This window comes from Caldisericota bacterium (assembly GCA_034717215.1).
Taxonomy (GTDB): Bacteria; Caldisericota; Caldisericia; order Caldisericales; family Caldisericaceae; genus UBA646.
Map to the genome: position 1 here is coordinate 1 of JAYELD010000152.1, position 21,771 is coordinate 21,771.

20 protein-coding genes, 1 tRNA gene and 1 riboswitch are annotated in these 21,771 nt (G+C 36.9%); of the genes, 3 read left to right on the plus strand and 18 right to left on the minus strand.

From position 1 onward, the window contains the following. Positions 1-18: 18 nt before the first annotated feature. From U9Q18_06315 to dprA, 3 genes are read right to left on the minus strand one after another with little or no spacing between them, the layout of a single operon-like run. Positions 19-897 (minus strand): radical SAM protein, encoded by an 879-nt coding sequence (locus U9Q18_06315; protein ID MEA3313971.1) that lies wholly within the window; start codon positions 895-897, stop codon positions 19-21. Beyond that, entirely contained in the window at positions 894-2,171 is a 1,278-nt protein-coding gene (trmFO, locus tag U9Q18_06320) for a methylenetetrahydrofolate--tRNA-(uracil(54)-C(5))-methyltransferase (FADH(2)-oxidizing) TrmFO (protein ID MEA3313972.1), read from the minus strand. Before trmFO ends, U9Q18_06315 begins: the two co-directional genes overlap by 4 nt. Beyond that, positions 2,168-3,217 (minus strand): DNA-processing protein DprA, encoded by a 1,050-nt coding sequence (gene dprA, locus U9Q18_06325; GenBank protein MEA3313973.1) that lies wholly within the window; start codon positions 3,215-3,217, stop codon positions 2,168-2,170. The genes trmFO and dprA overlap by 4 nt, the downstream gene beginning before the upstream one ends. Positions 3,218-3,243: 26 nt before the next feature. Then, positions 3,244-3,393, plus strand: a riboswitch (FMN riboswitch). Between dprA and U9Q18_06330 the strand changes: the two genes are divergently transcribed. Further along, a complete protein-coding gene (locus U9Q18_06330) occupies positions 3,394-3,939 on the plus strand; it encodes an ECF transporter S component (GenBank protein ID MEA3313974.1) in 546 nt (181 codons plus the stop codon). Positions 3,940-3,995: 56 nt separating this feature from the next. Here U9Q18_06330 and rplT read toward each other — a convergent pair whose 3' ends face one another. From rplT to U9Q18_06370, 8 genes are all read right to left on the minus strand, one after another. Continuing rightward, positions 3,996-4,364: a 50S ribosomal protein L20 gene (gene rplT, locus U9Q18_06335; GenBank protein MEA3313975.1), complete on the minus strand. Its 369-nt coding sequence runs from the start codon at positions 4,362-4,364 to the stop codon at positions 3,996-3,998. Positions 4,365-4,381: 17 nt separating this feature from the next. Further along, on the minus strand, positions 4,382-4,573 hold the full coding sequence (rpmI, locus tag U9Q18_06340) for a 50S ribosomal protein L35 (protein ID MEA3313976.1): 192 nt from the start codon (positions 4,571-4,573) through the stop codon (positions 4,382-4,384). After that, a complete protein-coding gene (gene infC / locus U9Q18_06345; protein ID MEA3313977.1) occupies positions 4,539-5,132 on the minus strand; it encodes a translation initiation factor IF-3 in 594 nt (197 codons plus the stop codon). Before infC ends, rpmI begins: the two co-directional genes overlap by 35 nt. Before the next feature lie 152 nt (positions 5,133-5,284). Then, complete coding sequence (gene thrS / locus U9Q18_06350) at positions 5,285-7,207, minus strand: threonine--tRNA ligase (protein MEA3313978.1); 1,923 nt, start codon at positions 7,205-7,207, stop codon at positions 5,285-5,287. Between the two features lie 21 nt (positions 7,208-7,228). Then, positions 7,229-7,303, minus strand: a tRNA-Val gene (locus U9Q18_06355). A 173-nt stretch (positions 7,304-7,476) separates the two neighbouring features. Then, positions 7,477-9,138 carry an extracellular solute-binding protein gene (locus tag U9Q18_06360; GenBank protein ID MEA3313979.1) on the minus strand — a complete coding sequence of 554 codons (1,662 nt, stop codon included), beginning with the start codon at positions 9,136-9,138 and terminating at the stop codon, positions 7,477-7,479. Between the two features lie 34 nt (positions 9,139-9,172). Next, positions 9,173-10,015, minus strand: coding sequence for a carbohydrate ABC transporter permease (locus U9Q18_06365; GenBank protein MEA3313980.1), 843 nt, complete (start codon positions 10,013-10,015; stop codon positions 9,173-9,175). Between the two features lie 16 nt (positions 10,016-10,031). Next, the gene (locus U9Q18_06370) at positions 10,032-10,958 is read right to left on the minus strand and encodes a sugar ABC transporter permease (protein ID MEA3313981.1); all 927 of its coding nucleotides are present in this window, start codon (positions 10,956-10,958) and stop codon (positions 10,032-10,034) included. Between the two features lie 173 nt (positions 10,959-11,131). On the opposite strand from U9Q18_06370, the gene U9Q18_06375 reads away from it, so the two are divergent. Together U9Q18_06375 and U9Q18_06380 are read left to right on the plus strand one after the other, a co-directional pair. Continuing rightward, entirely contained in the window at positions 11,132-12,130 is a 999-nt protein-coding gene (locus U9Q18_06375) for an inorganic phosphate transporter (GenBank protein ID MEA3313982.1), read from the plus strand. 15 nt (positions 12,131-12,145) lie between these two features. Beyond that, the gene (locus U9Q18_06380) at positions 12,146-12,799 is read left to right on the plus strand and encodes a DUF47 family protein (protein ID MEA3313983.1); all 654 of its coding nucleotides are present in this window, start codon (positions 12,146-12,148) and stop codon (positions 12,797-12,799) included. Between the two features lie 27 nt (positions 12,800-12,826). Here U9Q18_06380 and U9Q18_06385 read toward each other — a convergent pair whose 3' ends face one another. From U9Q18_06385 to U9Q18_06415, 7 genes are all read right to left on the minus strand, one after another. Then, positions 12,827-13,360 (minus strand): hypothetical protein, encoded by a 534-nt coding sequence (locus U9Q18_06385; protein ID MEA3313984.1) that lies wholly within the window; start codon positions 13,358-13,360, stop codon positions 12,827-12,829. Further along, positions 13,357-15,768, minus strand: coding sequence for a DNA topoisomerase 3 (locus tag U9Q18_06390; GenBank protein ID MEA3313985.1), 2,412 nt, complete (start codon positions 15,766-15,768; stop codon positions 13,357-13,359). Before U9Q18_06390 ends, U9Q18_06385 begins: the two co-directional genes overlap by 4 nt. Before the next feature lie 82 nt (positions 15,769-15,850). Next, positions 15,851-16,063 (minus strand): cold shock domain-containing protein, encoded by a 213-nt coding sequence (locus tag U9Q18_06395; protein ID MEA3313986.1) that lies wholly within the window; start codon positions 16,061-16,063, stop codon positions 15,851-15,853. Positions 16,064-16,209: 146 nt separating this feature from the next. Further along, positions 16,210-17,430 (minus strand): replication-associated recombination protein A, encoded by a 1,221-nt coding sequence (locus U9Q18_06400; GenBank protein MEA3313987.1) that lies wholly within the window; start codon positions 17,428-17,430, stop codon positions 16,210-16,212. Beyond that, a complete protein-coding gene (locus tag U9Q18_06405; protein MEA3313988.1) occupies positions 17,430-18,602 on the minus strand; it encodes a nicotinate phosphoribosyltransferase in 1,173 nt (390 codons plus the stop codon). The genes U9Q18_06400 and U9Q18_06405 overlap by 1 nt, the downstream gene beginning before the upstream one ends. A 9-nt stretch (positions 18,603-18,611) precedes the next feature. Further along, positions 18,612-21,365 (minus strand): UPF0182 family protein, encoded by a 2,754-nt coding sequence (locus U9Q18_06410; protein ID MEA3313989.1) that lies wholly within the window; start codon positions 21,363-21,365, stop codon positions 18,612-18,614. A gap of 182 nt (positions 21,366-21,547) precedes the next feature. Next, positions 21,548-21,771 (minus strand): S-layer homology domain-containing protein (locus U9Q18_06415; GenBank protein ID MEA3313990.1); only part of this gene is annotated, 224 nt, incomplete at its 5' end.

The following is a 21,771-nucleotide window of genomic DNA, read 5'->3' on the forward strand; positions in this document are numbered from 1 at the left end:
CTCTTTTCGCCATACAAGTTATCCGTACTGAATCCACCCGTTTGTAATGCCCGCTTCGCGTACAACTCTTGTAGCCAAAAGAAACTCTTCTCTGGTTATTTTTCTGTTTATTTCAGGATACTCTTTCGCGCGGTAAACAGGCACATACTGGCTCATTAAACTAAAATAAACATCTTTCGATAAACTGTTTACCACAAAATCAACAACGACTCGCAACTCCTCAATACCGCCAGGAAAAAGAAGATGCCTTACAATAAGCCCTTTCTTAGCAATACCGTTGTCATTCACTACGAGATTCCCCACCTGATTGTACATCTCTTTTACAGCGGCTTTGGTAATCTCAACATAATTAGGTACTTTGGAATATCTTTCACCTGAAGCATTTGTGCCATATCTGAAGTCAGCGAGATAAATATCAATGAACCCATGTAAAAGCTGCAGGACTTCCACTGATTCATATCCACTCGTATTATAAACGATAGGGAGTGTTAAACCTTTACTCTTCGCAATAGAAAGCGCTTCGGCAATCTGCGGGAAAAAATGCGTCGCAGTGATGAGATTTATATTGGCAGCCCCTTTATTTTGCAATTCCAGCATAATGTTTACAAGGTCTCCTATAGAAATTTCTCTGCCAGAAAAAAGCTGGCTAAAATTATAATTCTGGCAATATACACACTTTAAATTACAATAACTAAAAAAAATGGCACCGGCACCTACATTGCCAACAAGAGGGGGCTCTTCGCCTTTGTAAATAGTGTAAGAAGAAATCTTTAATCTGTTTCCGGCACTGCACGAACCTGTTTCTCCTTCTTTTCGTTTCACGCCGCAATTTAAAGGGCACAGGTAACACGGGGAAAACAGATCATAAAGTTTTTTTACTTTATCTTCTGTCTTCATAAGCTATCTTTTAAAGATTCAATCTGCCTCTTGCTTTCTTCGATAAATTTTTCACGGCGCACAGATTTATTTATTTTAAGAAATCCTTCCGGAATTAAACCAAAATTTGCCCTCATTGGCTGTGGTGTGTCCAACGGATTGTCCACGATAAAGTGAATTAAAGAACCGAGAAGTGTATTCCGTGGTATAGATATGGGATCTTTCTTTAAGGCAATTCTTATAGCATTGATACCAGAAAGCAAACCTGTAGCAATAGATTCAACATATCCTTCAACGCCTGACAGCTGCCCTGCTATCAAAACAAGAGGATTTTTTTTGAGCTGTAAAGTATCTTTAAGGAGTGCCGAACTTTTTATGTACGCATTTTTATGGATAGACCCAAAGCGTATAAACTCAGCGTTGCGAAAACCCGGTATCAGCCGTAATACACGCTCTTGCTCTCCATATCGAAGAGATGTTTGAAAGCCTACAAGTTCATAAAGACTCCCTTCAATGTTTTCTTTTCTGAGCTGAACCACTGCAAAATATTTTTTGTCGAAGCCAACAGGCCTTAGCGGCCCGAAACGCAATGAATCCTTGCCTCTCTTTGCAATTTCTTCGACAGGCAAACACGCATCAAAAAAATGTCCACGCTCAAAATTATGGGGCAAGTGTTGCTCTGCATTGACAAGAGCATTATAAAAAATTTCATACTCTTCCTTTGTCAAAGGAGCATTAAGATAATCAGAACCTTTGCCATATCGTCCGGCAAAAAATAATCTGCTCATATCAAGAGATTCAGCCGTCACAATTGGAGAAATCGCATCATAAAAATAAAGATTTTCAGTTTCCAGCGCCTCGCCGAGGGTTTTAAGAAAAGAAGCAGAGGTAAGCGGCCCTGTCGCTATAACTGTAATTCCATCGGGTATCTTGTTCGCTTCTTTCCTTATAACATTAATATACCTGCTACTAGAAATAAGTGAAGTAACTTCCTTTGAAAACCGTTCTCTGTCTACCGCAAGGGCTTTGCCTGCTGGCACTTTATTTCTCAAAGCCACCTGTAAAAGAACAGAACCAAGAGAAAATGCTTCTTCCTTTAACAATCCTCGTGGGTTCTTTAGTTCCATTGAGCCAAATGAATTGCTACAGACAATTTCCGCAAAAAAATCTGTTTTATGGGCCTCTGTTAATTTTTCGGGACGCATTTCATAGAGATCAACTTCTACGCCTCGTTTAGCAATTTGCAAAGCTGCTTCGCTCCCTGCAAGCCCTCCGCCAATAACATTTATTTTCATAGCGATTTTCTGAATCGCCCAGCTGTCCTTTTAATAAGCTGCTTAATTTCCATATGGGTAAGGATAGAAGCGAGTCTGCTAGGAGAAATAGCTGTTTCGTAAGCAATAGATTCTACAGTTTTAGCGTCATTATTTAAAACATCAAGAATTAAATTTTCTTCATCGGATAATCTCTTTTTCTTTTTTGTGTCTATCTCTATTTTATAACCGATATATTCCAGGATATCCGCAACGCATGTTACGGGAACCACCCCGTCCTGTATTAGTCGATTAGCCCCTCTACTTTTATCGCTTGTGATATCGCCAGGGATAGCAAACACATCTCTTCCCTGCTCCGCTGCAAGACGAGCGGTAATAAGAGACCCGCTGTGCTCAGCAGCTTCAACAACAAGAGTGGCAATCGATAAACCACTTATAATTCGATTTCTAAAAGGAAAGTTATACTTATGCGGCGCTGTACCAAGAGGAAATTCTGAGAGCAGTGCGCCACTTTTAATAATCTTTTTAGCTAAGCTTTTATTGGAAGATGGATAAATGCAATCTATCCCCGAGCCCAATACAGCAATAGTTCTCCCAGAAGCTGCAAGCGCGCCCCTGTGTGAGAGGGTATCTATGCCCTCTGCAAGCCCACTAACAACGGTTATACCCGCTGATGCAATTTCATTAGAGAAAGCCTCAGCAATCATTCGCCCATATGAGCTGCACTTCCTTGAGCCGACAATACTAATAGCATTTTCATCGTCATCGATAATATCTCCCCTCATATAAAGCACAATAGGGGGGTCTTTGATATCTCCTAGTCTTTTGGGATATTTTTGGGAATTAATAGTTAGTACTTCGATGTCTTCTTTCTCTGCGTTTTTAATCTCTTTTTCAGCATCACTATAAACTTTTGAAGATAGTGGCACAGTTATCCCGGATCCATTTTTATATTGATTAAGAGCAATGGTTATTAGCTTTTCACCATGTTTATTCCCCCGCAAAAGATTAAGTGCTACCCAAATTAATCTATCATCCATAACGATAATCAGTATAACTATTTGCATATTTTTTTCAATTTTATATAATATAAATTAACCTCCAGGGTAAGGTGAGTCATTAAAAAATGATGATTCCTAATCGGTGGTAAAAGGATTAAATCCTGAAGCCCACGAGTCCGCTAATGGACAGATCTGGTGAAAAACCAGAGCCGACAGTAAAGTCTGGATGGAAGGAGGAAAAAATGAAACGAACTAAACTTCGTAGTGTTATCCTTGCAGGCATCCTTGCAGCATTAAGCTTTGTATTGATGCGTTTCACGGAATTCCCACTCATTCCTGCAGCTCCATTTCTTAAAACCGATTTAGGTGACATTCCTCTCCTCATTGGTGCGGTATATCTCGGTCCATGGTATGGCGTTGCTATTGCATTTATAAAAAATCTTTTATTCCTTGCATCGGGTGGTGGCAGTGGTGGACTGCTTGGGTCAACTGTTAATTTTATCGCACTCGGCAGCTTTGCAATTGTGCTAGGCAGTATCGTTAAGAGAACAATAAATTTAAAAAGATTGTTGTTAGGCTTTACTGCAGGAACAGTAGTAATGGCTCTCGTAATGATCCCCGTAAATTTATGGGCAGTCCCCTTGTTTCTCCCCGGCATTACTCGCCCAGCTCTAATAAGCTACTTATTTAAAGTAAACCTTCCGTTTAACCTTATAAAAGGAGCATTGGATACAATTATCGCAGTTGTAACGCTCACTGCAATAAAAAAGAGAAACCTGAGTATATAAATTAAAAAAGGAGGAACATATGTTCCTCCTTTTTTCTACAAAACTATTTAAACTATTTAATGTTTAACAGCTTTTTCCAATGTTTCTTTAGCTTGATTCACTAAAACTTCGAATGCTTCCTGATCGTTAACCGCAAGGTCTGCAAGCATCTTTCGATCTATCTCTACGCCAGCTTTTTTTAAACCATCCATCAGTTTACTATAGCTCAAGCCGTACTCCCTTGAAAGCGCATTAATCCTTATAATCCATAAGCTTCTAAACTCTCTTTTTCTTTCTCTTCTGTGCACATATGCATTTTTCATTGCATGAAGAACAGCCTCATTTGCTCTTCTATATCGTTTAGAAGAAGCACCTCTATACCCTTCTGCTAATTTTAAAATCTTTTTATGTCTCTTCCTGGTTACGGAACCTGCTTTTACTCTCATAGCCAATCACTCTCCTTTCACTTTAAATACGGAACTAAAGGTTGAATATTTTTTAAATCTTTTTTAAGAACCTCTCTTTTTTGCAACTGTCTTTTCTTTCTTTTCATGCCCTTCTTTTCAAGGTGGTGACTATGACCAGCACCATAAGACACTATTTTCCCACTACCAGTAATTTTAAACCTTTTCGCTGCCGATTTCGTTGTCTTCATCTTTTTGGCCATCTTTATCTCTCCTTTCTTTTATTTTCTTCAAAGTTTCCTTGGTAGGTTCCATATAAAATATAAGATTTCTTCCGGCAAGTTTTGGCTCATGAACTAAATACCCGATATCTGAAAGCGCATCGATAATTTTATGTGCAAGTACAAAACCCTTATCTGTATAAGCCATTTCTCTTCCTCTGAACCAAATCTCAAGCTTCAATCTATTTCCATTTTCTAAAAACTTTCGAACTTTTCGATTTTTTGTATCAAGGTCATGCTTATCTATCTTCAACCTATAACGCATCTGTTTGACTTCAACTTTAGTCTGTTTTTTCTTCGCTTCTTTCAGCTGCTTATTCTTCTGATAAATAAATTTACCCAGATCCGCCAGCTTGCATACAGGTGGTTTCGCATTAGGAGAAATAGCTATAAGGTCATAACCGCGCTTCTCCGCAATCTCTAAAGCCTCACGTGAACTTACAATACCCATTTGGCTACCATCTTCATCAATAAGCCTTACTTCTTTCCATCTAATTCTTTCATTCGCAATTACATTTCGTTCTTTAATCCCATCACCTCCACAAAAAAATTATGGGCAGCACACGAGACCGCCCATATAAAATAATAATTTAATTTCGTTAAAACCTTCTCACAAGCCTCGAGCCGTTTAAGGTAAGAGTATAAACTCTTTTGCAAAATCATTATATAGTATATAAAAAATTAATCAATAGTTTTTTCCTTTATCTCTTGTTCAATTCTTTCGATAAACTCTTCAAGTTTTACTGCGCCAAGATTTCCTTTTTTCCTTCTCCTCACTGAAACAGACTCACTCTTCGCCTCTTTATCGCCAATAACAAGAATGTATGGCACCTTTTCCTTCTCGGCGTCTCGAATCTTTGCATTCATTTTTTCATTCCTGTTATCCAATTCGACCCTAATCTTTCTATCAACTAAAACATTGTAAACTTTTTTTGCATAGTCACTGTGAGCATCTGAAATAGTAACAATCTTTATCTGAACAGGAGCAAGCCAAACAGGAAATGCGCCAGCGTAATGCTCAATTAAAGTACCGAAAAACCGCTCTATAGAGCCCAAAACAACTCTATGTAACACAATAGGCTGATGCTCTTTGCCATCAGGCCCAATATAACTTACATCAAATCGTTCAGGTAAATTAAAATCGACCTGAACAGTAGGTCCTTGCCATTCTCTTCCCAGTGCATCAACAAGCTTTACGTCAATCTTTGGCCCATAGAACACACCTTCCCCTGGATCAACTTTATACGCAAGGCCAAGCTTTTCCACTGCCTTTTTCAACGCTTCTGTTGCAAGCTCCCATTTATCAAGAGTCCCCACATACTTCTCGGGACGCGTTGAAAGGTAAATATTATATTTTGTAAATCCAAATGACTCAATCATAAATTTAGTAAAATCAAGCACATTAATAATTTCATCTTCCAGTTGATCCGGCATTACAAAAAGATGGGCATCATCCTGAGTGAATCCCCTTACCCTAAGAAGCCCGTGCAAGACACCTGATTTCTCATACCTGTACACAGTACCAAGCTCCGCATAACGAATAGGCAAATCTCTGTAACTTCTTGTTTTTGTCTTATATATCATAATATGAAACGGACAATTCATCGGCTTTATCATATAGGAACCTTTATCAACTTCAATTGGAGAAAACATATTTTCCCTGTAAAAATCCCAATGGCCTGATGTTTGCCATATTTCTACCCTTGCAATATGCGGAGAACGAACAAACCCGTAACCCCTCTTTATATGTTCGTCTTGCCAAAAATCTTCCACTATTTTCCGTATCATAGCGCCTTTTGGATGCCAAAGAATAAGTCCAGGGCCAACATTTTCATTAATGCTAAACAGGTCAAGTTCTTTTCCTAATTTTCTATGGTCTCGTTGTTTAGCTTCTTCAAGGAAGCTTATGTATTCTTTCAACGCCTTCTTGGTAGCAAATGCCGTCCCGTATATTCTTTGAAGCATTTTGTTCTTTTCGCTACCCCGCCAATAAGCACCTGCAACGGAAAGAAGTTTAAAATACTTCGCATACCCTGTTGACGGGAGATGCGGGCCTCTGCAAAGATCCGTAAAATCACCTTGAGTATAAAGAGTAACGGTATCCCCAGGTAGCTCCTCCAATAATTCTACTTTATAAATTTCTCCTCGCTCTTTAAAATATTTAATTGCTTTTTCTTTAGTTGTTTCTTTTTTTTCAAAAACATAATCAGCTTCTACAATCTTATTCATCTCTTCTGATATGCTGACGAGATCTTCGGGGACAAAAGAATGGTCAAGATCAAAATCATAATAGAACCCATTTTCAATGGCAGGCCCTATTGCAAAATAAACTCCGGGAAAAAGATGCATGACTGCCTGGGCGAGGATATGTGCAACACTATGGCGAAGCACTTCCTCGCCGTCCTTTGAATCAATCGTCACAGGTTCAAGCTCTGTATTATCGATAATATTTGTCGAAAGATCTAATTTTGTACCACTGTTGGTTTTTGCGGCAATAACATTTTTATTTAACAAGTTCATTTGAGCAAAAATATCTTTCACAGAAACTCCTTTATCAAGAAGCAGTTTCTGATCATATACTTTAACCTCAATATTTTCTGACATTAGCCCTCCTGTAAAAACAAATGGTGGGCGATAGTGGAATCGAACCACTGACCTCTTCGGTGTCAACGAAGCGTTCTACCTCTGAACTAACCGCCCTTATTTATATACAGTTATACAAAATATTCGCTACTTGTCAAGAGTTTTCTCTAAACTCAAAAACGGTTAAAACGGTGCCTGGCACAAAATTAACCGTTTTTGACCACTTTTACTAATACAAAAGCCCCCGCTTTTGCGGGGGCTTAAAATTTACACTTCTAATATAAATACTATTATCTTTCGCCTATATTTGCTCTAAGCTTAGCAGCAAGTTCTTTAAGGCCATCTTCCGGAGAAATTTTACCGAGGTAAATTTTCTGAAGTGCTGCATTTACATCTCTCCTTGAGTTATTCCATGCAGAAATTGGAGGTTGCAAAACACAGTTTGCAAGTTGGTCATAACCAGCATGTACTTCCGGATGCTCCTCAAGGAATTCTTTCATCTCCGGAAGCTCAAGCGCAGATTTTCTAACAGGTAAGTAACCAGTCCCCATTGCCCATTGTGCAGTCTTTCTCGGAGAAGTAAACCACTTTACAAAGTCCCAGGCACCATCCTGTTGAGCTTGAGAGGAAGTCGAGCCAAATATAACAACATTTGTACCATACATAACAGAGTGTTGTCCTGCAGGACCTGCTGGCAAAGGTGCCTCGGCAAATTGGAATCTGCCGCCTACAGCTTTATTCATATAATAGTAACTGGCAACACTTGCAAAAGTAAATGCACATTTCTGATTACCATAATCACTTTGATAGTCGTACCCTGAGGTAATATGAACATACCCATTTTGCACCATGTCGTTCATTGACACCGTTGCATCGAGTGCTCCCGACGTTTTGTCAAACAAAACCTTTCTATTGTCTTTTGAAAGGACCTCTCCACCATATTCGTATACACGTGCATACCATAGATCTACTGAAGGAGAATAAGAAGCTCCCCATTGGCTGCCATCTTCTTTGGTAAGCAATTTGCATGCCTCTTCAAACTCATCCCAGGTCTTTGGAACGGCAATACCATTTTCTTCCAACATATCAACATTGTAATACATTACAATGTTGCTCTTATTAAAGGGAAGCATCCACATTTTGCCATCAGGAAGATACCCATTTGCCCACATATTTTCAAAGAAATCTTCCCTATCACTTTTCAATAATCCGTTTGCGCCATTAACAAATTTTTCTATCGGAGTAAGGTAGCCACCTGTAATATATTCCGCTACCCAGTTTTCATAAGCTTGTGTAAGAACAGGCGGGTTTCCTCCGGCAATAGCTGCGATGGTTTTCTGCTGCAACGGATTGTAGCTTGAAAACGGTGTACCCTGTATCTCTGTCCTTGGGTGAGTAGCATTATACTCTTTAATCAAATTGTCAAGAACCTCACCTTGTGTATAGTTCATCGCATGCCAGAAACTAACTTCCACTGGCTGCCAATCGGGAGAATGCTTAATCAAGACAGATCTCTCTGTTCCGCTCCATGTTACTTCCATCCCCAATGTTTCAGCAATAAATCTTACAGGTACCACAGTTCTTGATGTTTTTACAATAATAGTCGGTGCAGAATCAAGGTACACATCGTAACCATTAGCTTGAGCTTTTACATCGTCAATTTTTAATATAGCGATGTTTTCCCCCAACGTAATGGTAACTTTTCTCTCTTCGTTAGACCAACCTACTGTAGCTCCCATTGCTTCAGTCACAAAACGAATAGGCACCATCGTCCTATTGTTCATAATAACAGGCGGCTGATCCAAAGTCGTTGCCTTACCATTCACATAGGCCGTAGACTTATCAATGTAAATCTTAACAGCCGTCACATCTTCCGCATTGATTCTTGCCATAGGTACTAAAATTGTACCAACAAGAAAAATTACAACTACAAGTGCAATAATCTTTTTCATACAACACCTCCTTTTTATTTTAAAACAAGTACAACTAACCTTTTACTGCACCTCGCGCTATACCCTCTATAAACTGCCTCTGGAAAATGAGAAAGAGAATTAATATTGGAGCCGTTGCCATAGTAGAGGCAGCAGTCAACAATCCCCATTCAGTACCCTCTGAGCTAAGAAAAGAATTTAAGGCAACTTCAAGCGGCATAATCGCATAATCCGTTGCAACAATTAATGGCCAGAGAAATGCATTCCAGCTGCCTAAAAATACAAACAGAGCAAGTGTTAAAAGCGTGGGTTTCGCAAGGGGTATTGCAACGGAAAAGAAATATCTGCTAATAGAGCAGCCGTCTACCTGTGCCGCTTCCCATAGTTCGTTGGGAATTGTTTTAAAAAATTGCCTTGTAAGAAATATGCCGAATACACTAGCACACCAGGGTATAATCATTGCTTGATACGTATTGAGCCAGTTCAAATTTTTCAAAACCACATAATTGGGAATAAGAAGCATTTCGCCTGGAATCATTAGAAGGCCAAGTAATAAAATAAAAATTTTATTACGAAGAGGAAATTTAAGTTTTGCAAATGCAAAACCAGCAAGAGAAGAATTGAAAACAGAAAGTATTGTTGTAGTTCCGGCAATAAAAACAGTATTCCCAATATATCGCAACCAGGATATCCCACCGGGAGGATTATGCCACATGTCTATGTAATTTTTAAAATAGAAATCAGGTATAAGTTTCGGTGGAAAAGCAAACAATGTTTCTGGTCTATTCAATGAAGAAGCAACCATCCAATAAAATGGAAAAACGGTAAACACCAAAACAATAGTCAGAAGAGCATATGTAAGAACGTTAGATAATTTAACGTTCTTAAGCCACTTCATTTTCTTCTCCTTGAGATTATTCTCCTGCATAGAAAACTTTTCTCCCTGTAAATTTGATATTAAGCAACGTAAGTGCAAATATAAATATAAATAACATCACAGCCACTGCGCTTGCATATCCTGCTGCCCAATCTTCAAAAGCTTTAACATATAAGTAATAACCGGTTGTAGCAGTCGTGTAATAGGGTCCACCACGTGTTAAAACAAAAACAGGAGTAAACATCTTAAAAGCTCCTATCATAGAAATAATAAGAACAAAGAAGGTTGTCGGGGAAAGCATAGGCCAGGTAATATGCCAAAAAACTCCATTTGCGTTTGCTCCATCAATACGAGCTGCTTCTTGCAGTTCTGTCGGCACTCCTGTAAGTCCAGCCATAAAAAGAATTGTAGAAAACCCAATTGCATGCCAGGTAGTGTATATAACAAGTGAAATAAGAGCCGATGGAGAACCTAACAGCCACATAGATGTTGGGAAATGCAACAATCGCAAAAAAGAGTTTAAAAACCCATAACCAGGGTGGAACATCCACCTCCACACAATAGATGTTGCAACTAACGGTGTCACATAAGAAATAAAAATACCAAGCCTAAAAAAACCTCGGAATTTAATGGGACGCATAAGCAGTAAAGCTAAAATGAGCGAAATACTTATCTGTAAAGGCACACTCAAGGCAACATATTTCGCAGTAACGAGAACAGAACCCCAAAATTCAGAAGCATAGGGAGATTTGAAAAGAAGGTTTATAAAATTAGTTAACCCGATAAAGTGCTTTGGCCCAATCATATTCCAATCCAAAGTACTAATATAAAAGACAAATATTGAGGGGAAAATTACAAAGATTGAAAGAACAAGTACAGCAGGCGAAATAAACAGGTATCCAGTCAGGAACTCTTTAATAGTCCTTAGGCGTTTTCTTCGCTGTAGAACAACTTCCTCAGTCATTCCTGTCTCCTTTCAAAATATATTTCTATTATAGGCAATTAGTAAAATTTTGTCAACTGAACAAAAAATATTATAAATAAAATGAAACTGAATTCAACCCAATAACTGAAAAATTTAATAAGGTAATTTTAAAAATATTTACATAAAATTAAAAATATGCTAATATTGTAGCTATGGCACATACGATAAATATAAATTTTTTAGTTTTTATTGGTTTTGCTCTAATTTTTCAGCTTATTATGGGTGCAAACGATGGAGGAACACTTTTAGGGTCCATTGTGTCCTCTAATTTTATTCATCCGATATTTGCTGTAGTAATACTTTTTATAGGTATGTTTCTTGCACCATTCATTTTTGGCACAGCAATAGTAAAAACATTAGGAACAAAAATACTTCCTTTAGAATATATGAATATGCAATTACTTTACGGCACTCTAATTTCTACAATTATATGGGTCATCATAGCACAAAAAATAAAATATCCGGTAAGCATATCCTATGCATTTGTTGGCGCACTTATAGGCGGAGGAATAGCAACAAAATTTGCAGATAAAATAAATAGGCCCGAAGTGTATAAAATATTCGGAGCATTAATAATATCTATACTAATAAGCTTTGTTGCAGGATTTCTTTTGATAAAATTAATAAACTTATTATTATATAAAGCCGCCCCAAGAACATCTATGTATTTTAAAATACTGCAAGTTTTTACATCCGTGTTACTCGTTATGGGCTATGGAGCAAATGATGCAGAAAAAACACTGAGCTTAATATATATGGCAGCATATGTAACTCACACAAATATAGCAGCTAACGCTAAGGACCCATGGATTATCCTTGCTTTGACGGTCATATTTATAGCAGGTACTCTACTTCTTGGAGAAAATGTAGCTACTACTGCAGGCTTTCGCATTATGCGATCTAAACCAAAACAGACATTTTTTGCCCAACTAATTACATCCGCCACCGTACTATCCTTCACACGGATAGGGCTACCGATAAGCAGCACAGAAACATTAAATATGGGACTCATAGGCATAGGAACAGGAGAAAAGCCATATTCTGTGAGATGGAATGTAGTAAAGAATCTTCTTTTCGTTTGGATTATTACAATACCTGCTTCTATTTTACTTTCCTATGCTATTACTTTGATTTTAGAAAAAATGTTTTAAACTATATATAGGAGAATGAAAAAGAAAATGAAACTATGGAGTTCTATTTTTAAAAAATCTGATTCTTTTTATACCCTGATAAAAAAACAGGGAGATCTTACAGTAGAAGGAACAAACCTTCTTAATAAATTCATGGGTATAGATAAAAAAGTATCTGATCATGCTGTACTCAGACACGACTTAAAAATTAAGATTAAAAAAGTAGAAGAAGAAGGAGATAGGGCAAGAAGAGAATTAATTAATGAACTTAACAAAAGTTTCATTACGCCTTTTGATAGGCAAGATATATTTACTTTATCCAGTATAATAGACGACATACTTGACTATTCATTAAACACGGCTAAAGAAATGATAGAATATGATATCTATCCAAACTTTTACCTTAAAAAAATGATCGAAAAATTATCAAGAGGTACTACACATATTAATTACGCTGTAAGCAAGCTATCCAAAAACAAACAACTCGTAAACAATAATATCATTGCCGCCAAATCCATTGAAAATGAAATAGAGGAAACATATCGCGAAGCATTAGCTGAACTATTCGCAAATCCAGATTTTCATTATATCTTTAAAATAAGGGAAATATACAGACATGTAAGCAACTCCGCAGACAGAATCTCGGAGGCAGCAGATACCATTGGCAATATTATTATAAAAGAAATGTAATAATTTTCGTATTAAACCTCACATAAATTATTTAAACTTTTGTAGAATTTTGCTAAGTTCATCAACAAATTTACCAGGGTCAGCTAAAGCTTTGCGAAGAGAAATATTCAAGATATTGCCGTTCCTGTTGTAATTTCCAGAAGTTTTATTTAAAATAATGTAATCAGCCATACTTTCTGCAAACGCAGCACTCTTGTTGACCGTACTTCTACGATCTCTCGCAACAAAAAATATCAAATTTGGCTTTATACACCTAAGGGCACTGTTTCCTTCGATAATTATATTATCTCCAAGTTGCGTAAGAGAAGATTTTAGCAAAGAACCTATATCCTTTGCCTTTCCATGAATCCAAACTACTTTCCTTGCACCCTCTCTTATAAAAAATGCTGTATCCTTGTTGTCTTTCAAAAGCTCAGATTCATCAACCTCAACAGCACTTTTGAGTTTATCGGACGGAGTAAGCTTTACTACATCGAAAATACCAGGGTATAAAGAAAGTATAACCCGTATTAATGTCGTTTTCCCGGAATTACTTCCATTGCCTGTAACAACAATTATCATTGTCTTTTTCTATTACTTCTTGGTCTCTTTTTATTTTCGAACTTGAATCGCACTTTATAATAATTATCAAAATACAAAAAAGCAGAAAAAGGTTTCCCATTTTTTGACAAAAAATCAGTAAGAAGTTCTGTCGTCTTGTTATTGAGAAGATTTACAACAATATCTTTTGTAATTCGTTTATTGCCCAGTACTTTTTTAATGTAAAAAGTACATCCATCATCCCTTTTAGAACAAAAATACGTTTCTTTCCCCTCCAATATATCGGCACCGCACTTCGGGCATTTACCGATAGGGGTTGAATTTAATAGTTCGTCCTTTTGCCTTTCAGGGAAAAGGAAGCTAACTTTACTGTCAACAAGAGCAATATCCGCATCAAAACGCTTTCGCGCTTTTGAAACAAAACCTGTCATATGTATCGTTTTACCTTTAAGCAATTTCTCGGCAATCTCTTTTGTTATTGTCTTGTTCAAAAGTTTCTTCCAGATAATAAAATCGCAAGTTTTTTCTGCTCTCTTAATACAAGAAAATGCTTTTGCTGTTTCTACTACATCGGCACCACACTTCTGGCATTTACCGATAGGCTTGCCATCACCTATTACTACAGTGCTGTTACTTTTATAATCTTTTACCTTTTTTACAATACTAGAGATAAGTTGTTTTATGCCGTTCATAAATTCATCTGACTGAAGTTTTCTTTTTTCAATATCTCGTAACTTTTTTTCCCATTCACCAGTAAGCGCCGGGTCTAAAATTTCACCGGCACTAATCGTCATCACCAGATCAATGAGTCTCATTCCTTTATCCAACGGAACAAGATTTTTACCAGACCGCTCTACGTATCCCACACTGATAAGCCGTTCTATGATACTCGCTCTTGTAGCGGGGGTGCCCAATCCTCTTTCTTTCATAGCTTCCTTTAACTCTTCATCTTCAACAAGCTTACCAGCTGTTTCCATAGCAGTAAGTATGGTAGCGTCAGTATAACGGGCAGGAGGTTGGGTTTCTTTTTCAAGAAGATCTATTTTATCCAATAAAACTTTCATTGCCTCTTTGACATTTACTAATACATTTTTCTCCTGAACGTTGTACACTATCCTCCAGCCTGGTTCTTTAATCCTTGAAAGTTCGGTTTTAAACATTTCTTTTTCAACAATAGTTTTGAAAGAAAGCCTTTCAACAACAGCGCAAGAAAAGAACACGGACAAAAATCTTCTTGCTACAAGGTCAAATATATTTTGCTCGTCTCCTTTCAATTGTGAAAATACAGGCACTTTGCCAGTAGGAATAATTGCAAAATGGTCAGTTACGCCTTTATCATTAACTACTCTCGAGTCAAGTTTAATTTGCTTTGAAAGAATTTCCTCAATAAATTTATCATATGGATGAACAAAAATTCCTTTTATGATCTTCTCCACTTCAGAAACCATTGATTTAGGTAGATACCTGCTGTCCGTTCTCGGATATGTAATAAGTTTTTTGCTTTCATAAAGCCTTTGAGCAATATTTAAAGTTCGTTGAGCAGAATAACCAAACCGCCTATTAGCATCCCTTTGAAGCTCCGTAAGGTCATAAAGAAGTGGGTGCGGTTTCTTTTTTTCACTTCTTTTAATATTTAATACGTTACCTTCCTTTCCTTTTACCTTTTCCAATAGAGTTGACGCTTCTTTCTTGGTTTTTATTCGTGTGTTGCCTTTTTTATCGATATGGGTACCTTTATATGAGATATTCTTTGCTGCAAATATTCCTTCTAGCTCAAAATACTGCTCTTTCTTAAAGTTTTTTATTGCTTGTTCTCTGATACAAATAATACTCAATGTAGGTGTTTGCACGCGACCAAGCGAAAGAGTCTCTCCTGAGCCCCATCTCCTCGTAAAAGCTCTTGTCGCATTAATTCCTACAATCCAATCGCTTTCCATCCGTAGCAGCGCAGCTGTTCCCAACGAATCAAATTCTTTTGAATTTTGCAAATGCGCAAAACCTTTTGAAATCTCTTCCTCAGTCATGGCAGAAAGCCAGAGTCTCTTTACCGTTTTTTTACCTGGCGAAATGATATGGAAAATGTTTCTAAAAATAAGTTCTCCTTCTCGCCCTGCATCACACGCATTTACTATAACATCAATATCGCTTCTTTTCATGAGTTTTTTAATCAAAGAAAGTCTACTTTTCGTTTTTTCTATAGGTTTGAATTGAAATTTATCAGGGATAATAGGCAATGTAGTTAATTGCCAAAATTTTAATTTTTTGTCGTAATCTTCCGGCTCAAAAAGTGTCACAAGGTGACCAAGAGCCCATGTTAAAACAAATTGCTCACTTTCTAAATAATCTTTTTTGTTAGAAAACCCTCCTAAAACTTTAGCAATATCATGTGCTACTGAAGGTTTCTCTGTTACAATTAGTGCCTTTTTCATATTGCATATTGTACATGAAAAACTTTAAAATAAAAATTCCCGGCTTTCGTCGGGAATTTGCGTTTTCTTTTTTTAGATGAAATTATTCAATAACTATAACGTCATGTGCTTGAAGACCTTTGTCGCTATCAACAGCTTCAAACTCTACTTTATCGCCTTCTTTAAGCGTCTTGTAACCATCACCTGAAATTGCAGAAAAGTGTACAAAAATCTCTTTTCCATCGTCATCACATACTAGAAAACCATACCCTTTCTGGGCATTAAACCATTTTACTGATCCTGTAATTCTTTTCACTCGTAAACCTCCTAAAAAATCTCTACGTTTTAAACGCAGGTAACAGTATTATAATTAAATAAAAACATTTTGCAATAGTTTTTTGCACAAAATCATTGTACTTCTAAAATTTACACACTATTTTGCTGCAACAATACGTAATAAATCTAATCTTCTTTGTAAAATTTTTTTCCTTTAATGCGTTCAGGCAAGTAATTCTCATTTTCTACCTTATGCCCTTCGTAATTATGAGGATACTTGTATCCTTTGCCATAACCCCATTTTTTCATTAAAGAAGTTACAGGATTCCTCAATTTCTTGGGGACTTCAAGATTGCCAGTTTCCTTAATAGTTTTTAGGACTTCATTTTCTGCAAGATAAAGTTCATTACACTTATCAGCCTTTGCAAGATAAACAACTGCTTCTGCAAGTACAAGATAACCTTCAGGCGGTCCAATGTTTTGAAAAGCATCTCGTGTTGCATTTGCGATAACAAGAGCGTTCGGGTCCTTCAAGCCAATATCCTCAGCAGCAAACCGTATCATTCTCCTTGCTATATAACGAGGATCTTCACCCGAATCAATCATTCTATAAAAATAATAAAGTGCTGCGTCTAAGTTGCTCCCTCTCATGCTCTTAATAAATGCCGAGACAAGATCGTAATGGTGTTCTTTACCATAATAAAGAGGATTTGTTAAAAAGTTTTCCACATCGCTTAAATCAACCGTATTTTTTTCACTATTTACCACAATGGACTCAAGAATGTTTAATGCCCTCCTAGCATCTCCATCCGCTAGTACCGTAATTCTATCTAGAGCTTCTTCAGTTAATTTTTTCTTCGCCATTATCGCATCTTTTGTAAGAGCCCCCTGTACAACTAGCCGAATTTCATCTTCAGCAAGCCGATTAAATACAAAAACAGAAAGTCTGGAAAGAAGCGCAGAATTAATATAAAAAGAAGGATTCTCCGTTGTCAAAGCAATAAGAATAATATCACCCCGCTCTACAGGACTAAGAAACGCATCTTGCTCTCTTCTTGTGAAATGCTGGATCTCATCAATTATTAATACATGCTGCACCTTAGAAAATTCTTTCTCTTTTTTGAATCTTAGGAGCATAGATCGAACATCTTTGATATGCGCTGTCGTAGCAGTGATGAAGGTTCTTTTCCACCCCTTAGATGCAATGAGAGCAATAGTCGTTTTGCCACTGCCAGGTGGGCCATAAATAAGAAAAGAACTAAGGGATTTCCTCTCAATCATTTTATAAAGAGGTTTATTCTCATTAACGAGCTCTTCCTGACCAGCAAATTCAGCAAGAGAATCTGGCCTTATTCTATCAGCAAGTGGAGGAATTGATTCTTTTCCTCCTGAATTAAAAAGTTCCATTAAAAATTATTAATTTCTTTTAACTGATCTAATACATATCCACGTATATCATCTATATTTTGCTCATGATAAACGACTTTTCCATTTTTAATTAAAGGTGCGAGCATTTCTTCCCATCCGTCAGCGCAAAAATTATTCTCATTATAAGGAACCACCTTAAATGCCATCTCGCCATCTTTTATCTGTCTGTAAACTTTTTTTCTCCCACTAAACTTTCCTTTCTTTGCAACAGGTTTTCCGTCCATTTCGACTATATCCATCGCAAAGTTTATTGTCGGCGCGTTGGAAACGGAGGTACCGACACCAAAGCCATCGGCACCGGCTTCGGAAAGCTCTGGTATTGTATTTTCATCTAATCCCCCGGAAATAAAAATCTTTACATCTTTAAATCCTCTTATGGCAAGCTCCCATTTAATCTCTCTTATAATATCGGCAAATACTCCCCTTCTTGAACGAGGTGTGTCCAAACGTACTCCATACAATTTATGACCGATTGCTTCTACAGCTTGAATGGTTTCCAATTTTTCGTCACCAAACGTATCCACAAGCGCAATACGGTTGACATCTGTGGAAATGCATTCATCAAAAGCTATAATCGCATTAGATACCCCGTCTAAATTTATAACAAGCGCATGAGGAATAGTTCCCGAAGGATTTTTACCAATAAGTTTTGCACCAAGTATACTTGAAACTCCATCACATCCACCAATATAGGCAGATCTATCGATCATAGGAGCAATGGCGGGATGCATACGCCTAACTCCAAACGAAAGAACTGTTTTGTCAAGTGCAACTTTTTTAATGCGTGCAGTCTTTGTGGCAATGCCAGAAGACTCACAAATTAATCCCAGGGCAGGAGTTTCATAAACAGCAAAATCTTTATACACGCCTTCAATTACCATAGTAGGGACAGGGACACCACCTTCATCGCGTGCTCTAAAAATAGTTCCTTCTTTCATTGCCCATACATTTACCGGCTTATCTTTAAACAGTTCTATCACCTCTGGAAGCCCTACAAATACAGCCCAGGGATAAGGAAAAATTTGCGCAGTAAATTCAGCAATAACATGTTTATTTATATTCTTTTTTTTCAGTATTTCTTGCGCTCTAATAAAATAAACATCTGTCGTTAAACCTTTCCGAATTTCATCATCATTTGCAACAAAAAACATATATCCCTCCTAAGGATTTTCTCTTTCTTGATATAATTGATTTAAAATGTCTTCCACAATTTGCAACTCCTTGCCTGCAAGCTCAAATTCACCCTCACCCATATACTGTTTATATTTCCCAATATGTTCAAAGGCAGAGTTAATAAGTTCAGATGTTGTTACTTCCTCCCCCGGTTCTTCGGGCGGCTTTTGATATCCAGAAAACAAAAGTGAAATTGCCTCATCAAAAGTATCTCCCCATACAAGTTCCGTTTGCGTAGCAACAATGACTTTCTTTAATTGAGGAAATCGACTTGTACTTGCCTGAAGATACACAGGTTCTACATAAAGAATAGAATCTCTTATTGGAAGAGCAAGCATATTCCCTCTGATTACCTCTGATCCCTGCTGATTCCATAAGGTAAGAGTCTTTGACATTTCTGAATTCTGATCTACTCGCGCCTCAATTTGCAAAGGGCCATAAAATAATTTCTCCTTGGAGAATTGGTAAACCGTTACTTCCCCATAGCTTTCCGGATCACACTGGGCAATAGCAAGGGCAATAAGATTATTTTTCCCGGAAGGAGTAAATGGGTAATTAGAAACAAATTCATATTTTCCTGTATCCCTGTTTTCTAAAATCATAAAGTAGGGTAATACCTGCTGTGTTGAAGCCTGATATTTCTCTGTTGCAATCTGCCATTTATCTTCTTTATTGTAAAATACCTCAGGATCATTCATATGGTATACGGTATAAACTTCGCCCTGCAACTGTATAAAATCATCAGGATAACGCAAATGCTTTACCAAAAATTGAGGCATATCGGAAATATCTTTAAACAGAGAAGGAAAAATATTTTTATATGTCTGAATAACAGGATCGTTGTCATCAATAATGTAAAAATGCACTTTTCCCGAATATGGATCAACAACATATTTTACACTGTTTCTCATATAGTTAATGCCTTTCCCATTCATACCAATCATTTCTGAATAAGGATATAATGAAGAATATGTAAAGGCATCTCCCATCCAATACAATTTCCCATCATCACCCAATACAATGTAAGGATCTCTATCATACATAAGGAAAGGGGCAATACTTTTTGCTCTATCCTGTATATTTCTATTAATCATAATTTTGCTATCGCTGCTAAGGTAACGTGAAAGAAGGATACTTGCATCGTTGTAATGTATGGCAAAAATAAAACGAGAGACAGGTGACATAGGAATACCTCCGTCACCTTCATAAGTGACATAAGCATTTTCCTCCCCACTGGGATAATCAAACTCGGGAGTATTTGTGTTAACAAATACATATCCATTGTTAGTTTCTCCAAAATATATTTCGGGGCGCTCTACTGTAACTCCTTCAATAGAAGAAACAGGTGGAATATCCTTTATAAGAAGTTTCGGCAGACCATCAGGAGTAAATTCATTCACCGTATTCATACATATCCCATAACCATGCGTATATTTTAGGTGCAAATTGACCCAGCTCTTAGAATTAGCAGGCAAAAGCTCATGGTCTAATTCTCTTGCAGATATCATCATTTCTCTGTATTCACCATCAATATAGTAACGATCCACATCTACATCTTTAAATGTATAATAAAGCCGTATAGCCTGTATCTGCAGGTACGTATCATTTAGGGCACGCCAATCCCATAATCGAATATTGTCTATAAGAACTTTCTCTGTTTGCACATCATCTAATGTGAGAGGTTTTATATCTGGAAATGTCTTTAACTCAATTTTATCCAGATCATATCCTTGCCTTGTCCCATAGATATTGTGCTCAAGGTAACTTAATTCCTTAGTCAATTCGTTTGGTTTAACCACCAAAGTTTGATACAAAGATGGTAAAATCCCGTACAACAAAAGCCCCGCAGCAATACCTATAACAAGGACTTTAATTACCGTGTCTCTCCGCGTAAATCTTGGAAAAATAGCATAAATAAATAGAAAAATTCCACCCGCACTAAATATTGCTGCTAAAAGTTTAAATAAAGGAACTCGGATATGGTAATCTGTATAGCCAATACCAAACACAGCTCCCCTTGAAGATAAAAGAAGCGAATAAATGCTTATATATATCTTTAAGCCTATAAGCACAAATAAAATACCGCCCACAATAGATAAAAGGTTGGTCGCTCTCTTTGAAGCGTCAGATTGCGGATGAAAATTATCTTTGATATAAAACCAGTAAACTCCTTCCTCTATAATAAATGCTACCACAAAAATTCCAATAAGATAAGAAATCAGGGTTGAAAAGAATGGATAGGAAAACATATAAAAAGAAACTGATTTATTAAAGATAGGATCGCTTACAGCAGACGTATAACGATTAAAATACATTAAGATAGTCATAAAGTGAGAAGAAAGCGTCCCTGCCGAAAAAAAAGCAAGAATAATCGGAATGAGAATTTTAGAATATTTTACGATTTTTTCTCCAGCTTCCAACTCTTCTCTTCGCTTTGGGATATAAAAAAATAGAGAAAATATACCCCAAGAAAAAAAGAAACCAACAATATAAAGAATAATCTGCCAGGATATTCTTGTAAGAAACGCCGGGAGAAAATTTAAGCTTTTGAACCACATAAATGCAACATCAAAATCAATGAGTGCGAGGAATATAGAAACAATTACTATGCCACTACCGGCAATAATTAAAGGTTTTTTAACCTCGCTAATCTGCAACGGTTCACCATGTGCTTTTACTCCTCTAATTATAATCGGAATAAAAAACACAAAATAAAGTAAAAATGTAATAAGTCCTATCATGCTCACTCACCCCCTTCTAAATTTTTAGCAATACTAATCTCTTACAAAACAAACTCCATGCGTTATCATACTATCGTAACATCACAACCAGGATAGTCGTTATTTCCCAAAAGCATTTATATATCAATATTGTATTATACAGCAAATAAAGTAATTTTCAATTTATACATCACTGGTCTTAACTATTCCTTTGCCTCAATGGCCTTTCCCATTAGAATAGCTGCATCTCCTCTGGTTAATACACCTAACGGCTTAAAATAAATCTTTCCGTTTTCGCTAGAACCAACAATTATGCCACTGTAAAAAGCAGTGATAATTTCCCTGTATCCAAAATAAGACGAACTTAGATCAATAAACGGATTTTCTGCATCAATAATGGAAAGAGCCAAAGCTCTCACAAGCATCG

Excerpts from the sequence above, each read along its gene's own strand:
- U9Q18_06315 (MEA3313971.1), bottom strand. The coding sequence starts at position 897 with ATGAAGACAGAAGATAAAGTAAAAAAACTTTATGATCTGTTTTCCCCG.
- trmFO (MEA3313972.1), bottom strand. The coding sequence starts at position 2,171 with ATGAAAATAAATGTTATTGGCGGAGGGCTTGCAGGGAGCGAAGCAGCT.
- dprA (MEA3313973.1), bottom strand. The coding sequence starts at position 3,217 with ATGCAAATAGTTATACTGATTATCGTTATGGATGATAGATTAATTTGG.
- U9Q18_06330 (MEA3313974.1), top strand. The coding sequence starts at position 3,394 with ATGAAACGAACTAAACTTCGTAGTGTTATCCTTGCAGGCATCCTTGCA.
- rplT (MEA3313975.1), bottom strand. The coding sequence starts at position 4,364 with ATGAGAGTAAAAGCAGGTTCCGTAACCAGGAAGAGACATAAAAAGATT.
- rpmI (MEA3313976.1), bottom strand. The coding sequence starts at position 4,573 with ATGAAGACAACGAAATCGGCAGCGAAAAGGTTTAAAATTACTGGTAGT.
- thrS (MEA3313978.1), bottom strand. The coding sequence starts at position 7,207 with ATGTCAGAAAATATTGAGGTTAAAGTATATGATCAGAAACTGCTTCTT.
- U9Q18_06360 (MEA3313979.1), bottom strand. The coding sequence starts at position 9,138 with ATGAAAAAGATTATTGCACTTGTAGTTGTAATTTTTCTTGTTGGTACA.
- U9Q18_06365 (MEA3313980.1), bottom strand. The coding sequence starts at position 10,015 with ATGAAGTGGCTTAAGAACGTTAAATTATCTAACGTTCTTACATATGCT.
- U9Q18_06370 (MEA3313981.1), bottom strand. The coding sequence starts at position 10,958 with ATGACTGAGGAAGTTGTTCTACAGCGAAGAAAACGCCTAAGGACTATT.
- U9Q18_06375 (MEA3313982.1), top strand. The coding sequence starts at position 11,132 with ATGGCACATACGATAAATATAAATTTTTTAGTTTTTATTGGTTTTGCT.
- U9Q18_06380 (MEA3313983.1), top strand. The coding sequence starts at position 12,146 with ATGAAAAAGAAAATGAAACTATGGAGTTCTATTTTTAAAAAATCTGAT.
- U9Q18_06385 (MEA3313984.1), bottom strand. The coding sequence starts at position 13,360 with ATGATAATTGTTGTTACAGGCAATGGAAGTAATTCCGGGAAAACGACA.
- U9Q18_06390 (MEA3313985.1), bottom strand. The coding sequence starts at position 15,768 with ATGAAAAAGGCACTAATTGTAACAGAGAAACCTTCAGTAGCACATGAT.
- U9Q18_06400 (MEA3313987.1), bottom strand. The coding sequence starts at position 17,430 with ATGGAACTTTTTAATTCAGGAGGAAAAGAATCAATTCCTCCACTTGCT.
- U9Q18_06405 (MEA3313988.1), bottom strand. The coding sequence starts at position 18,602 with ATGTTTTTTGTTGCAAATGATGATGAAATTCGGAAAGGTTTAACGACA.
- U9Q18_06410 (MEA3313989.1), bottom strand. The coding sequence starts at position 21,365 with ATGATAGGACTTATTACATTTTTACTTTATTTTGTGTTTTTTATTCCG.